This is a genomic window from Nostoc sp., assembly GCF_036917465.1.
GTDB lineage: Bacteria > Cyanobacteriota > Cyanobacteriia > Cyanobacteriales > Nostocaceae > Nostoc.
The window spans coordinates 105674-121436 of the sequence record NZ_JBALDL010000016.1; the positions used below are offsets into that span (position 1 = coordinate 105674).

Consider the following 15763-nt stretch of genomic DNA (forward strand, 5'->3'; position numbering starts at 1 on the left):
TTAGAATAGCAAGACTATTTAGTACAGCGATCGCTACATTAGAAGATATATATAAATAAAAATCATTATTGATTTTTATTCTTCGCAGTTCACACAAAACCATGAGTGCAAGTACCATTATTTCCGAAAATCCCTTACTCCAAGGCGTTGGCTTACCTCCCTTTGCAGAGATTAAACCAGAACGAGTAGTACCAGCCTTCAATCAGTTATTAGTAGAACTTGACGAGCAACTTGCCACTTTAGAGGCAAGTGTACAGCCTACTTGGGGTGGTTTAGTAGAACCCTTAGAAAAGCTGACTGAACGGCTTACCTGGAGTTGGGGGGTGGTGAATCATTTAATGGGTGTTAAAAATAGCCCGGAACTGCGCGAAGCTCATGAAATCGTACAGCCACTAGTCGTACAATTTATCAATAAGCTCGGTCAAAGCCAACCCATCTACAATGCTTTTAAAGGACTTCGTACCAGTGAGAATTGGGCAACTTTAGAATTAGCCCAACAGCGCATAGTAGAAGCCGCCATTCGAGATGCAGAACTTTCTGGTGTTGGCTTAGAAGGAGACGCAAGAGAGCGTTTCAACGCCATACAAATGGAGTTAGCGGAACTTTCTACCAAATTTTCTAACCATGTACTTGATGCCACTAAAGCCTTCAGCTTAACCCTAACAACACAACCAGAAATTGACGGTTTACCACCAAGCTTAGTGAGTCTAGCAGCCCAAGCTGCTCGTGCAGCTGGCGAAAGCAATGCCACACCAGAAAATGGCCCCTGGCGGATTACTTTAGACTTCCCCAGTTATGGCCCTTTCATGCAGCACAGCACCCGGCGGGATTTGCGTGAAAAACTCTATAAAGCTCATATCACCCGCGCTTCTGCTGGCGATTTGGATAACAACCCCTTAATTGAGCGCATTTTGAAGTTGCGCCAAGAACTCGCAGATATACTAGGCTTTAAAAGTTTTGCCCAATTGAGCCTCGCTAGTAAAATGGCTCCCAATGTTGAGGCAGTCAACGCCCTACTAGAAGAACTACGCCGCGCTAGTTATGATGCTGCTGTTAAAGACTTGGTAGAACTCAAAGCTTTTGCAGCAGCCCAGGGAGCAGCAGAAGCTGAAGATTTAAAACACTGGGATATCAGCTTTTGGGCAGAACGCCAAAGAGAAGCAAAATTTGCCTTTACTGCTGAAGAATTGCGTCCCTACTTCCCGCTTCCCCAAGTTTTAGATGGTTTATTTGGACTAGTTAAGCGATTATTTGGTGTTACTGTCACCTCTGCCGATGGTCAAGCCCCAGTCTGGCATGAGGATGTCCGTTATTTTCAAATTGCTGATGAAACTGGTTCTCCCATAGCCTATTTCTACTTAGACCCCTATAGCCGTCCAGCCGAAAAACGCGGTGGTGCTTGGATGGATGTGTGCATTAATCGGGGTAAAATTACTGAAAATGGTACGACTGCCATCCGCTTACCAGTAGCTTATTTGGTGTGTAATCAAAGTCCTCCCATCGATGGGAAACCTAGTTTGATGACCTTCTATGAAGTAGAGACTTTGTTCCACGAGTTTGGTCATGGATTGCACCACATGCTTACCAAGGTTGACTATCCCGGAGCCGCAGGCATCAATAACGTGGAGTGGGATGCAGTGGAACTACCTAGTCAGTTTATGGAAAACTGGTGTTATGAGCGACCCACTTTGTTTGGTATGGCGAAGCATTACGAAACTGGTGAAGCTCTACCGGAGCATTATTATCAAAAGCTACTAGCGGCGCGTAATTATATGAGTGGTACTGCCACGCTGCGACAAATTCACCTGAGCAGTGTGGATTTAGAACTACACTACCGCTATAAACCTGGTAGTAATGAAACTCCATCAGATGTGCGTCATCGCATAGCCAAGACTACTACCGTTTTACAGCCACTTTCAGAAGATGCAATTTTATGTGCTTTTGGACATATTTTTGAGGGTGGTTATGCGGCTGGTTACTATAGCTACAAGTGGGCTGAGGTACTGAGCGCTGATGCTTTTGCTGCTTTTGAAGAAGCTGGGCTAGAAGATGAAGAGGCTGTAAAAGCTACAGGTAGGCGCTATCGAGATACGGTACTGGCGCTTGGTGGTGGTCAACATCCAATGGAGGTGTTTAAAACTTTCCGGGGTCGTAAACCAAGTACGATCGCTTTGCTCAGGCACAATGGTTTAGTCAGCGCTGCTGTAAACTAAACAATACCTCCGTAGGGACGTTGCATTGCAATGTCTCTTGCATCAATCCTTAAGCCAGTTAACAATTCAAAATTCAAAATTCAAAATTCAAAATTAAAGACAATTTCAGATGGGGATTTAAACCCCGACTGAAACTGGGACTACCTTTATGGTTGGGGTCTTAAACCCTTTTATTTACGATAAATGTTGGGTTTTTAGCGTTAGCTGAACCAGATTGACATGGATATCGGCTCAATCTCAATAAGAAACCCCCTCTGCTTTGGTCATAGTAAAGTGATTACAAAACAGAAGGGGTTCATTTTTTATTCTTGTATAGGCAGATTTTAAAGATAATACTGGCAAAAAACCAGTTTCTCCAATGTTGTGTTTATTTTTACCTGCCTACTCAGTTCAGCCTATTTCCAATCGGGAATCTCAGCATCCTCTCCACCAATCCCGATTCCAGTGTTAAATATCTCGGCATCAGTTAGATTAAGATCGTTCATTGATGCTTTGTACACATTAGAATCGTGAATTGTAGCGCGAGTAAAATTTACTCCGTTGAGATTGGTTTGCTTCATATTCACATTGGTTACATAAGCTGATGTTAGGTTAGCACCTGCCAAGTTTGCACCAGTTAAGTCAGCACCTTCTAGGTTAGCCCCTACAAGGTTGGCTCCTTGAAGCTTTGAGCCTCTCAAGTCAGCACCAATTAAATGAGCGCCACTTAGGTTAGCTCCCGATAGATTGCACTGGATACATTCCCCAGTTGAAAGCAGCTTTTGTAAATCCTGCGGATTTTCGGCTCTAACCGAGGTAGCGATAAATAGGGGAGTTGCTAAGGCCATGGCCGCTAATAGCTGGAGTTTCATATATTTTCCCCCTTAATAATCAAGTTGCGTCCGTTCTGTCCCTCACAACTCTATTATCTCACTAAACTTCGTGAGGTCAATCTGTCTATGTACTAACAAGTTGGTTGTGATCTGAAACAGCTATGATAGCGAGATCGTAAACGCCATATATCCTGTTTTTGGTCGATTTTTACCCGATAAACCCGAAAAAGGTTCCAGTGTTAAATCTCTGTTAAATCTTTTTAAGAGCTTGCACTACTGGTTATAATTTGCCTATTTCGATAAGTACTTATACTCTATCAAATGATTTGATCGTAAATTAGGTTAAGTCTCTAGAAATTCTCGCATATACTGATTAACCAATTCAGGCTGTTCTTGCTGCACCCAATGGCCACAATTAGGAATGTACTTGATTTGAAAGTCCCTAACATAAGCTGCGGTATCGTAGGTTAGTTCCTTACCGAGTGCGGTGTCATTTTCTCCCCAAATCATCAGTGTTGCTACTTCCAGAACACCCCAATTTTGATTTAGCATTCTCTGTTGAAAAATATTGCGGTAATAGTTCAACATTGCTGTGAGCGCACCGCGTTTTGCCGCAGCATTTTTATATGCGTCAATATCGGCTTTCGTAAAAGCATTCTTGTTAACTGCTGTACCTTGAAAAGCTGTTTCAATGGCTTGGTAGTCTGAAGATTGTAAAAGTAATTCTGGTAGCCACGGTAGTTGAAAAAGAAATATGTAGTTGCTACGTAGCAACTGTTGGGGAGTGCGTAACCCTTGGGCAAACTTGGCAGGATGAGGCAGGTTAAGGATAATTAGTTGCTCTAACATTTCCGGGTGAGCATAAGCAAAATTCCAAGCGATCGCACCGCCCCAATCATGTCCAACTAATACACATTTTTGATATCCTAGTCCTTTAATTACTCCCTCAACATCTTTGATAAATTCATCCATTATATAAGCTGATTGCTCTGTTGGTTTATCACTATCGTTGTAGCCACGCAAGTCAATGGCCACAACTTTAAAGTTTTGGGCAAATTCTGGTATTTGATGCCGCCAAGAGTACCAAAACTCAGGAAACCCATGCAACATCAACATTAAGGGGCCTTCACCTTGAGTAACGTAGTGTAGTTTTACCCCATTGGTAGTTATATATTCGTGTTTCCAATTCGTTTCAAATATAGTCATAGGTTGTGTTTTTTGTTGGTGATATTCATTATTTACAATTTTTTTGATAAAAATATCTATTAAAAGATACTTTTAAAATAGCAATTCAACTTTGGATAGATATTCGTAGTAAAATAGCAGATTTTCATCCAATTACTAGAATATAGTAACTAAAATAAAAAATCCCCTTTATGAAATTTATTTAGCAGTTTCTTTAGTCAAGGCAAGAGCAATAATATGATTATTTGAGACACAAATAAAATGAATACAATAGAAACGCGCGGTATCTGGTTGACCACTACTGATAGTAAAGTTCTCAGGTCAAAGGAACGCATTGCTGAGGCGATGGATTTTCTAGCTGAGACAGGATTTAATGTGGTGTTTCCCGTTGTTTGGAATAAGGGAGTAACTATGTATCCTAGTCAAACAATGCAGCAGACTTTTGGTGTCGAAATTGACCATCTCTCTGTAGGCCGTGACCCTTTAGAAGAAGTGGTGGTGGAGGCACGGCGAGTTGGGTTGAAAGTCATTCCTTGGTTTGAATATGGTTTTGCCAGTTCCTACAATTTGAATGGTGGTGTGCTTTTACAGAAAAAACCGGAATGGGCTGCGCGTGATATTAACGGCAACTTACTGAAAAAAAACGGCTTTGAGTGGTTGAATGCACTCGACTCACAAGTGCAGGAATTCTTGTTAAATTTGGTGCTGGAAGTTGCGAATAACTACGATGTGGATGGTATTCAAGGTGACGATCGCTTCCCAGCATTCCCGTGTGAAGGTGGCTATGACGTGGGAACTGTCAGCCGCTATCGTCAGCAATTCGATCGCAATCCGCCAGAGAATGGCAAGGATAGGCAATGGTTACAGTGGCGTGCAGATATTCTCACTGACTTTTTGGCGCGTCTCTACAGGGAGGTGAAAGCAGTTAATCCTAATTTGCTAGTAGCGATCGCACCTAATATCCATGATTGGGCATTCCAGGAATATTTGCAAGACTCACCCACCTGGCTGAATCGGGGAATAGTCGATATGATTCAGCCGCAGATTTATCGCCGTGATTTTGGGAGTTACCGTGCGATCGCTGATAAACTAGTAAGCCAACAGTTCACTGATGCGACACTGCCCAAGTTAGCACCGGGAATATTAATGAAGCTTGGCAATTATTCTATTAGTCCAGAATATCTGGTGCAGGCAATTGAATACAATCGTCAACTTGGTATTCAAGGAGAGGTATTCTTTTTTTACGAAGGTTTGCGCGAAAATAACAATACCCTAGCTAAAGTTTTGCGAAATGGCCCTTATGCTAAGTCTGCATCATTTCCCACTCTGTCAGATTTGAATGCGGCTGGTGTGATTAACGAAAGGACATCTTCTATTTGGCAAGGGATAGAAAGGTTGTTAAAAAAGATTTTTTAAGGAAAAAGTCGCGTGGAATCTCAATTCTCAGTGGAACAAGTAATTAAAATTCTCAAACAGGATTTACCAACACTTTTTGAAAAAGATATCTCTTATGACATTTATACACAAGATATATATTTTAAAGACCCGGTAAATTCATTCAAATACAAATTTAACTATCGCATTATATTTTGGACTTTGCGATTTCACGCTCGGCTATTTTTTAGCCAAATTTACTTTGATGTGCATGATGTATCTCAGTCAGCCGAAGATATGATTTTAGCAAAGTGGACAGTGCGGGGAGTGTTGCGTGTTCCTTGGAAAGCAGGTTTGCTTTTTAATGGCTATTCAACATATAAACTCAATCAAGATAATTTGATATCCGAGCATATCGACACCTGGGATAGAAAGCCAGGCGAAATTTTAAACCAGTTTTGGCAAAAGGGAGGAAAGAGCTAATTTAGATACGAACGAATTAACGCACAAAAACGCCGAACCTATGTTTTGGCTTGTAACCAAATAGCTTCTATAATAAGATTCCCAAGTTTTTAGAGTAGTTGGGAATCTGAGTTTTTCGATGACTCTATCGCAAACTCGATCATTGATCGGTTGGATCGTCAATGCTTTCTGGTACTAAAGCTGGATTACTCTTACGTTCTTCTGGTGATTGCTCCCGAATAACATCGTCCATTTTCGCAGGGTGTTTGATTTTGTCGAGTACCTCTGGACTTAGTTCCGATGGTTCCCCTTCTGGATTAGATTTTTCAGCTTGACTAGGAACTGTTTCCTTATTCATCACTATTTCTCTAAACTTATACACCAAGCTTAAGTTGTTCTGTGGTGAGACACACACTATCTTGAGACTTATTTTCCACAACAGAAGGTAATAAAGGCGATCGCTCAATTCCTTAGACGCAAAGGAATTTCTTTGCGTCTTTTTGCTACATATAGCTTATGGATTAATAAATGCAATATTTACTACTGCTACGGGAATAATTTTGTATTTATATTTGTGACTTTTAAAACTTGAGATTATTCGGTCAAATTGCTATTATAAAATGATTCACTTATTTATAGGTGTAATTAAATAAGTAGACTATATTATCTTTTACTGTACATTTTTAGCCTTCCCGGATATTAGAGCAAATAAATACTGAAACATAATATTAATTAGTTTTTATGTTTACTTTGCTGATTTATCATGAAGTTTATATATTGCTGCTAACTTTTTTTAAAAGTTATAGTAATCTGAATTTTAGTGAGTATGTTACTTGTTATCTACCATCTAGCTAAAAATAGCTATTTTGCAGGTATATACTACTAGTCTGTCAAGCTAGTAATGAAAAGTTTGTAGTAAGCACAAAGCGTTCTAAGAAAATAATGACTGAAGTCCTTACTACGAACTTTCTTACCCATGAATTTAAACTTGACAGACTACTACCAATCAAGAATTGTGCTGTAAGTTCTTGAATTTGTCACTTCAAATTGTACAGGATGACTATTTAGCCCGACACAACATTAAAACCCGTTTCCATCACTTATGAAGAGATTCCCCTGTGCTGAACTGGTCGCTTATGCATCTCACCACACACCATTATGGCGGCAATTATCAGCTAACTCATCCTTGGTGGGGGGTTTACTGTCCTTGTTGTGCAAGTGATAATTTTGCCCAATCCCAGCATTAAGAGTTGCTTTAAGTAAGTCGGTAGGAATAAATCAAACAATGTTACGAAACGTAAACAGGTTTAAAACTTTTGCTAATGCCTAATAACAAAGGACAAATGACAGATATCTCCTGTCGAAGACGCGAGGCGATCGCCAGTTACCTTTAATTCCGCCGACCTATTTACACTCACAAACCTAAGTAAGACATTGAGCTTTTTTAATGCTTAGTTGCTAATAGTACTTATGCTCTTGGTGAAGTTTCCCTCAAGAATAAACTTCTAGCAAAAGTACCCGACGACTCTTATCACAGCTACAAAAACATCGTTTACCAAAGAGGACTTAAGCCCTAAAATGCCTCTTTCACTAGGATTTTCGTCTAAGTTGCAGGAGATTTCGGTTGCTCCAGACTTTAGCATTAGGTGCAAAAAAACCTTTCTAAGAGAACCAAATAATCTGCTATTTTAGGTTGCAAAATACGGAAAGCAATGATGCTTTTGTGACTGATGGGCGAGAGCCAATAGTCTGTTTGTTGCATTTGAGCTACTGTTAGATTGGCTAGATTAGCGAAAGATACAGAAAACCAATCTAATTTTTGAAATACTATATCCTGGCAACCAGTCGGGCGATTTTGCTATGGAGCAATAATATGGATTGATTTAATTGTAATTCGTGATTTCCAACTTAACAGAGATTGGTTAATTAAGAGTTGGGGGGTGTGAAATCTCTGTACTAACTCAAATGTGACCGCTATATTTATTTGATAGTGTTTCCAACAAAGTCACGGTGAATTCCGAAAAGGTAATTCACTAATTTTGCCTGCAAATGTTAATTTGATTCTAGAGCTATTCTAATGAAGACACTTCCGATTAGTAGATACAGATTTTTCCAAAAGCTCCAGCCTTTATCTTTATTGAAAAAAATCACCGGTAAGTCGGTTACTGGTTGTTTACAAGTGTTTAGCACTTCAGGCTCTTGGTCATTATATGTAGACGAAGGTAAACTAATTTATGCCTGCTACTCAGAGAAAATGTTTGAGCCACTTTACAGGAATTTGCAAAGCTTGAGTCAGCAAATTTCTACTCTCCCTCGTGAAATTCACCAACAGTTACGGGCGATATTTGAAACTGGGATTGAAAATCAAGCGATACCGAACCCAGATTATCTGGCTATTTGCTGGTTAGTCAATCAGAAATATATTAGTCCTTCTGAAGCGGCGATGCTGATAGAGCAATTGGCGCTAGAAGTTCTGGAGTCATTTCTGAACTTAGAAGAGGGGAGTTATGAATTTATTCCTGAAAGTTTTCTGGATGACATGCCAAAGTTTTGTCATCTGAATCTCCGCTTACTGGTTGAACAATGCCAAACACCCCGAAGCGTTAGCGTCTCTGAAAGAGAAGCCTCTCGTAGAGAAGCCGTTTATCGTCAAACACCACCAACTTCTCAGTCGCATCCCTCAGAATTATTCAAAATAAATGAGCTAAAACCTAAAAGCAAAAGTACACCAAATTCGTCTAGAACAAACAGCTATAAACCATCAGCCTACAGGGGTCAGCAAATCATCCAACAACCTGCTGAGAAAAAAATCTACACAATCTTTTGTATTGATGACAGTCCTACAGTATTGAATGTTATTCAAAGTTATTTAGATGAGCAAATGTTCTCTGTTGTGGGAGTTACCGATTCTCTTAAAGCTTTAATGCAAATTGTTAATACTAAACCCGACATAATTTTCTTGGATATTTCAATGCCTAATTTAGATGGATATGAACTATGCTCTTTGCTGCGTAAAAACTCAAATTTTAAAAATACACCTGTGATTATGGTGTCAGAAAAAGTAGGATTTCTAGACAGAGCTAGAGCTAAAATGGTTAGAGCCTCTGGCTATTTAACTAAGCCTTTTACACAAGGAGATTTACTCAAAACAATCTTTAAACATATTCTTTAAATATATTATTTAATTTACTATTATAATAAATAACTCACTATAATCAACATATTTTTTGAAGTTTAAGGTTGATTATTATCTGAATAACTACTATTGTAGTGATAGATGATTGTCTGGCTGAATTAAAATAATTATTCACTAGAATCCAATCCAGATGCGATTATTACTGATGTCGTAATACTGGGAAGGAGTGGATTGGAATTGTGTCGCTTCATCAAAATAAATCTGACTAATCAAAAATATTTTTGCAACAGCATTTTTTTAGAAGATATAAAGGTTCAAACAATTAGCTAAAAGAACAAAATAAAGTTGCTAAATTCTATGAATTATAATTCTTATAGTTTATGCAAAACTATAGCGCTTCTCTTTTGAATGCAATACATTTTGACCTCTCTCCAAACCTCTCCCCTAAAAGGGGCTACGGTGTACACACATCTTTGTACAAACCCAAAATCGTTGGAGATCCCCCTAAATCCCCCGATAAATTGGGGGACTTTTAGAGACTTTTGCCCCCCTTTTTAAGGGGGGTTGGGGGGATCAAAAGCCTATGAAGCAACTCTAAAAGACTTGTGTGTACACCCTAGCCTAAAAGGGGAGAGGCTTTGAATCTTACTCCCCTTCCCTTGCAGGGAAGGGGCTGGGGGTTAGGTCTATATTCGATGCAATTGAGAACCGCTATATACATGGTAGGGGCAATTCATGAATTGCCCCTACCTAAAAATCTAGTTCCTTTTGAAGTTATTGTAAAAACGGCGATTCCTCGCGTCTCTTTTCTTAACCGAATAGTATTGATTAAAAACTATCCTATTGGCTTGAGATAAAAAATTCCCCACAGCTAGAAATTAGGGAATTGTCAAAAGTTACCAATTACTCATCTTGGAAACGTTTTCAGTAAATCATCCCCAGGAATCACGGTAGTGTAAAAAGTATATTTGTGATTAGCAACATAACGGCGGTCTTGTTTAACAATCGCCATAAACTCTCTATGTCCGTCACGAGTACGTCCCACTAAACAACCCGCGCTAGCAAGGCGAATATCATTCCTGGGGAAATCAAAGCCGTAGTGTTGATTCACATAAAAATTATCACCTGTATCAAGTTTGTCACCAGTCCGTTTAAAATCTTTATTGAAATCTCTACAAACAGTGATATCTCCAACTTGCACTAATGCTTCGTGAGGTTCTGCTGTGCCGTGGATGCCAACAGCCCAAGCTTTGTATTGTCCAAACTGAATCCTAGCTGCTCCTTTGGGATTCATCGGATTATAAGTGTAGTATTTCCCTGGTTCTGTAGTAGCTTCCCAGTGATCTACGATTTTGGGAACGCCATTTACTACTTCAATCACAATCCGGCGATCGTTAAATTGATTGGGTGTATCACTGTTGAGAGTCCAGTCTGCATCTATACCCTCTACATAAACAATGTTGTATTCTTTGGGATTGGTAAATACCTGATAATCTTTGGATAGCAAGTATTTCACAATCTTACTAGCAATGTCATTGCCTAGTTTTAAGGGAGGTTGAGGAAGATCGTCTATTTTAGTTTCAATCAGTTTCTTGGCTGTGACTGCTCCTAAAAAGTCACTCTCTTCAGTCTTTGCTAATTCTTGAAATTTTTTGAGAGATATCACAGAAACAGGGCCAAATTTCCCATCGGCTGGAGGTTCTAGCAAACCTAAGCCGATTAACAGTACCTGAATTTGACGAGACAAATCTGCATCTTCTGCGATCGCATCAAATGACCATTTCTCATCTTTTCCCAAAAAATCTTGTAGTTTCATTATGCACCTGCTTTCATTTACTTACTTCTAAGTATAAACATCATTTTAAAATTGATGTTGTTTGAAACTATACTCTTAGCTAGAACACGATGTTACAATTTTTACTATTAATTTATGATTTAGCACACAAAAATTCACAGATATTACACTGAATAAAAAACTATTTATTGGCAATACATAGCAGTCCTAAATCACTTGTGAAAAGTTAGATCCCCGACAACTTTTACGAAGTCGGGGATCTGGACACTGCGAATTTTCACAAATCACATAGGATTGCTATTAAGTTTTTTTGGTTAATATGGTTCGAGTTCAGAGGTTGAATGGTGAACAATTTCGTAGGGGTGCAGGAGTCTGCAATGAGCGCACATTGCCTCAATGCAATCCTTGATACAGGCTACATTATTAATTAGCTCAATTTCTCTGCTGCGCGTCCAAGCAGCAACTCGTCGTCAGGCATCGCCTCTATAAAACCCGAAATGACTAACGAAGAACTGCTGCAAATTATTGAACAAGCTGCCAGAGACAAGGTGACAGAATTAGACCTTTCTGGGAAAGGGTTAACGACGCTGCCGCCGGAAATTGGACAACTCACCAACCTGCAAACCCTCTACCTCAACAACAATCAACTGAGCAGTTTGCCACCGGAATTTGTCCAACTTACCAACCTGCAAATCCTTTACCTCAATAACAATCAACTCAGCAGTCTGCCATCAGAATTTGTCCAACTTACCAACCTGCGATCGCTCTACCTCAACAATAATCAACTGAGCAGTCTCCCACCAGAATTTGTCCAACTCACCAACCTGCGATCGCTCGACCTTACCAGTAATCAACTGAGCAGTTTACCACCGGAAATTGGAAAACTCGCCAACCTGCGATCGCTCTACCTCAGCAACAATAAACTGAGCAGTCTGCCACCGGAAATTGGAAAACTCACCAACCTACAAATCCTTTACCTCACTAGCAATAAACTGAGCAGTCTGCCACTAGAAATTGGAAAACTTACCAACCTGCAATCCCTCTACCTCGAAAACAATCAACTGAGCAGTCTGCCATCGGAAATCAGGCAACTGTCAAACCTGCAAACCCTCAACCTCAGCTTCAATAAACTGAGTAATCTGCCATCGGAAATTGTCCAACTCACCAACTTGCAAACTCTCAACCTTGGCAACAATCAACTGAGCAGTCTGCCATCGGAAATTGGCCAACTCACCAACTTGCGATCGCTCTACCTCAGTTTCAATAGACTGAGTAGTCTGCCATCGGAAATTGTCCAACTCACCAACTTGCAAACTCTCAACCTCAACATTAATCAACTGAGCAGTCTGCCATCGGAATTTGTCCAACTCACCAACCTGCAATCACTCAATCTCCGTAACAATCAACTGAGCAGTCTGCCATCGGAAATTGGAAAACTCACAAACCTGCAATCCTTTTACCTTAGCTTCAATCAACTGAGCAGTCTACCACCAGAATTTGGACAACTCACCAACCTGCAATCCCTCTACCTCGAAAACAATCAACTGAGCAGTCTGCCAACGGAATTTGGCCAACTCACCAACCTGCAATCCCTCGACCTCAGCGACAATCAACTGAGCAGTCTGCCACCAGAAATCAGGCAACTGTCAAACCTGAAAAAGCTGGATCTTCGTAGAAATCCACTCCCCATTCCGCCAGAGATTTTGGGGACGAAGGATTTATCCGAAAATCTGGGTGATGTGAATGAAATTCTAGATTTCTATTTTCGGGTGCAAGATCCAAACGAAACCGAACCCTTCTACGAAGCAAAATTCTTGATTATTGGCGAAGGAGGAGCCGGTAAAACCTCTTTAGCCAAGAAAATCAGCGATGAAACCTACCAACTCCAGCCAGATGAGGAATCAACTGAAGGCATTGAAGTGATCCGGTGGCACTTTACACAGCCGAATGGCAAAGATTTTCGCGTTAACATCTGGGATTTTGGCGGTCAGGAAGTCTACCATCAAACCCATCAGTTTTTCCTCAGCAAGCGATCGCTCTATGCTTTAGTTGCCGACACTCGCAAAGAAAACACTGGTTTTTACTGGTGGCTGAAGGTTGTCGAACTCTTGAGCGACAAGAGTCCAGTTATCATCATCAAAAACGAAAAACAAGACCGTCAGTGCGAAGTTGATGGCGGCCAGTTACGAGGAGAATTTGACAACCTCAAGGAAATTCTGCCAACCAATTTAGATACTAATCGCGGTTTAGCAGAGATTAAAAAAGCTATTCAGCTATACATCAGCAATCTTGACCATGTTGGTACACCTCTACCAAAACTCTGGGTAAGAGTCAGAGCCGCCCTAGAGAACGATTCCCGAAATTACATCAGCTTTGAAGAATACTGTAACCTTTGCCGAGTTAATAATTTAACTGACCGTAAAGATATGCTGCGCTTGAGTAGCTATTTACATGACCTCGGCGTTTGCCTCCACTTTCAAGACGATTCTACACTCAAACACTACGTCATCCTCAAACCGGAATGGGGTACAACTGCCGTCTACAAAGTTTTGGACAGTCAAACTGTCAAGCAAAAGCTAGGTTGTTTTACCAAGGAAAACCTTAAAGATATTTGGCAAGACGGCGAATATGCAGATATGCGAGATGAACTCCTGCAATTAATGATGCGGTTCAAGCTTTGCTACGAAATCCCTGGCCGCCATGACATTTATATTGCGCCTCAATTGCTTTCTATTGGAAAAGCTAATTATACCTGGGACGATCGCAATAACTTAATCCTGCGCTACACCTATACATTTATGCCCAAAGGCATCCTCACCCGCTTTATTGTCGAGACGCACCCTTGGATTGAACAGCAAAAACTCGTTTGGAAAAACGGTGTTGTTCTCAACAAAGACCAAACTCGTGCTGAAATCATTGAAAACTACAATCAACGGGAAATTAAAATCCGTGTAGCCGGAAACCGCAAAAAAGAATTGATGGCTGTCATCACCCATGAACTCGAAAAAATCCACAACTCTTACGAACGTTTGCAATATCAAACCCTAGTTCCTTGTAACTGCGAAAAATGTGACGGAAGCCAAACTCCTTATAGTTATCCTCTGAACGAACTGCGTGAGTTCCTAGATGATGGTGCTTACCTGATTCAATGCAGGAAAAGCCGTCAAATGGTAAATGTCCGCAGGTTAATTGATGATGTGTTGTTCCAATCTGATAGACCAGATAAGGAAGTCAACCCCCAGGTTGCACAGTTGCAAAACGAACTGGAACGAAAGCGAGATGAATCATTGACACATCGGTTACGAGATAGCAAACAAGAACAAAAACTCATCATGAATAGTCAATCTGCAATGGAATTCGAGAAGGAAATTTTCATCTCTTATGCTTGGGGTGGAGAAAGTGAGCAATTTGTCAATCAACTGGATGAGACTTTGCAGGCAAAAGGAATCAAAATCATCAGGGACAAACGCGATTTGGGCTACAAAGGACTAATTAAAGCCTTCATGGAACGGATAGGAAGGGGTAAATGCGCGATCGCAGTTATCAGTGACAAGTATTTAAAATCTCCCAATTGTATGTTTGAGCTAGTGCAAATTGCTAAAAATGGTGAATTTTATGATCGAATTTTCCCAATTATGCTAGCAGATGCCCAAATTTATAAACCTGTTGCAAGACTTAAATATATTAAGCATTGGGAAGAAGAAATTAAAGAATTAGATGAAGGGATGAAAGGCGTTAATGCAGCTAATTTACAGGGGTTTCGAGAAGAAATTGACCAATACACTGAGATTCGCAACACGATCGCAGAACTAACCAATCTGCTAAAAGATATGAACACGCTTACCCCTGATATTCACAGCAAATCAGAGTTTGAGGAATTGTTGAATGCGATCGCACAGCGTTTAGATGAGTAAAAATAACCTATTGATTAAGCTCAGAGGTTGAGCAATGTCTCCGACAAGCTAGACTTACGCCCTTTTAAGTAGACAATTTATGTTCTAAGGTACAAGCTTTAAGTTCAAAAGTAGAATGATGAGGGTTAAAGGCGCAACTTCGAGGATAAAAGGTGCAAGTTCGAGGATAAAAGGTGCAACTTTGAGGATAAAAGGCGCAAGTTCGAGGATAAAAGGCGCAAGTTCGAGGATAAAAGGTGCAACTTTGAGGGTTAAAGGTCGAGCGATCGCCTTTTTTACTCGACAATTAGTGTTAAAAGGTGCAACCTCCGAGTTCAGAGGTGGAATGATGAAGCTTTGAGATGGAGCGATCGCATCATCAACAACAGTTGAGCGCATACCGTTGAGATGAATCAGACTGAGAATATTCTACTCACCAAATAAACGCCCCCAAAAACCCTTCTTCTCATTCCTATAAATCTCTAAGTTCTTACGAATAAGAGTGCTACTAGGATCGAGGCGAACAGCTATTTCCAGTTCTGCGATCGCTTGCTCCAACTTCCCTTGCTTGTCCAGTGCTAAACCCAGGTTATTGTGAGCGTTTGCATAGTTTGGGTCGATTTGCAAAGCTCTTTGGTAGGCGGCGATCGCTTGCTCCAACTTCCCTTGAGCGTACAGTGCAATCCCAAGGTTATAGTGAGCGTTTGCATAGTTTGGGTCGATTTGCAAAGCTCTTTGGTAGGCGGCGATCGCTTGCTCCAACTTCCCTTGCTTGTCCAGTGCTAAACCCAGGTTATTGTGAGCGTTTGCATAGTTTGGGTCGATTTGCAAAGCTCTTTGGTAGGCGGCGATCGCTTGCTCCAACTTCCCTTGAGCGTACAGTGCAATCCCAA

General features: G+C 40.6%; 11 protein-coding genes. 5 read left to right on the top strand and 6 right to left on the bottom strand.

From position 1 onward, the window contains the following. The first annotated feature begins 101 nt into the window (after positions 1-101). Positions 102-2213 carry a M3 family metallopeptidase gene (locus V7K38_RS03560; RefSeq protein ID WP_334855497.1) on the top strand — a complete coding sequence of 704 codons (2112 nt, stop codon included), beginning with the start codon at positions 102-104 and terminating at the stop codon, positions 2211-2213. Between the two features lie 395 nt (positions 2214-2608). On the opposite strand, the gene V7K38_RS03565 is transcribed toward V7K38_RS03560, so the two are convergent. Together V7K38_RS03565 and V7K38_RS03570 are read right to left on the bottom strand one after the other, a co-directional pair. Then, positions 2609-3064 (bottom strand): pentapeptide repeat-containing protein, encoded by a 456-nt coding sequence (locus V7K38_RS03565; RefSeq protein ID WP_334855498.1) that lies wholly within the window; start codon positions 3062-3064, stop codon positions 2609-2611. A gap of 303 nt (positions 3065-3367) precedes the next feature. Beyond that, a complete protein-coding gene (locus V7K38_RS03570; RefSeq protein ID WP_334855499.1) occupies positions 3368-4231 on the bottom strand; it encodes an alpha/beta fold hydrolase in 864 nt (287 codons plus the stop codon). Positions 4232-4471: 240 nt separating this feature from the next. Here V7K38_RS03570 and V7K38_RS03575 point away from each other — a divergent pair, with 240 nt between their 5' ends. Together V7K38_RS03575 and V7K38_RS03580 are read left to right on the top strand one after the other, a co-directional pair. After that, complete coding sequence (locus V7K38_RS03575; protein ID WP_334855501.1) at positions 4472-5626, top strand: glycoside hydrolase family 10 protein; 1155 nt, start codon at positions 4472-4474, stop codon at positions 5624-5626. A 12-nt stretch (positions 5627-5638) separates the two neighbouring features. After that, positions 5639-6067, top strand: a complete 429-nt coding sequence (locus V7K38_RS03580; RefSeq protein ID WP_334855502.1) for a DUF2358 domain-containing protein — start codon at positions 5639-5641, stop codon at positions 6065-6067. A 139-nt stretch (positions 6068-6206) separates the two neighbouring features. On the opposite strand, the gene V7K38_RS03585 is transcribed toward V7K38_RS03580, so the two are convergent. Further along, positions 6207-6404, bottom strand: coding sequence for a hypothetical protein (locus V7K38_RS03585; protein ID WP_334855503.1), 198 nt, complete (start codon positions 6402-6404; stop codon positions 6207-6209). A gap of 1719 nt (positions 6405-8123) precedes the next feature. Here V7K38_RS03585 and V7K38_RS03590 point away from each other — a divergent pair. After that, on the top strand, positions 8124-9218 hold the full coding sequence (locus V7K38_RS03590) for a response regulator (protein WP_334855505.1): 1095 nt from the start codon (positions 8124-8126) through the stop codon (positions 9216-9218). 871 nt (positions 9219-10089) lie between these two features. Here the strand turns inward: V7K38_RS03590 and V7K38_RS03595 are convergent. Next, a complete protein-coding gene (locus V7K38_RS03595) occupies positions 10090-10998 on the bottom strand; it encodes a peptidoglycan-binding domain-containing protein (protein ID WP_334855507.1) in 909 nt (302 codons plus the stop codon). Between the two features lie 476 nt (positions 10999-11474). Between V7K38_RS03595 and V7K38_RS03600 the strand changes: the two genes are divergently transcribed. Further along, a complete protein-coding gene (locus tag V7K38_RS03600; RefSeq protein WP_334855509.1) occupies positions 11475-14891 on the top strand; it encodes a leucine-rich repeat domain-containing protein in 3417 nt (1138 codons plus the stop codon). An 84-nt stretch (positions 14892-14975) separates the two neighbouring features. Here V7K38_RS03600 and V7K38_RS03605 read toward each other — a convergent pair whose 3' ends face one another. Both V7K38_RS03605 and V7K38_RS03610 read right to left on the bottom strand, forming a co-directional pair. Next, entirely contained in the window at positions 14976-15269 is a 294-nt protein-coding gene (locus V7K38_RS03605; protein WP_334855511.1) for a hypothetical protein, read from the bottom strand. A 30-nt stretch (positions 15270-15299) separates the two neighbouring features. Continuing rightward, positions 15300-15763: tetratricopeptide repeat protein (locus V7K38_RS03610; protein ID WP_334855512.1), on the bottom strand; the 464-nt coding region annotated here is incomplete at its 5' end.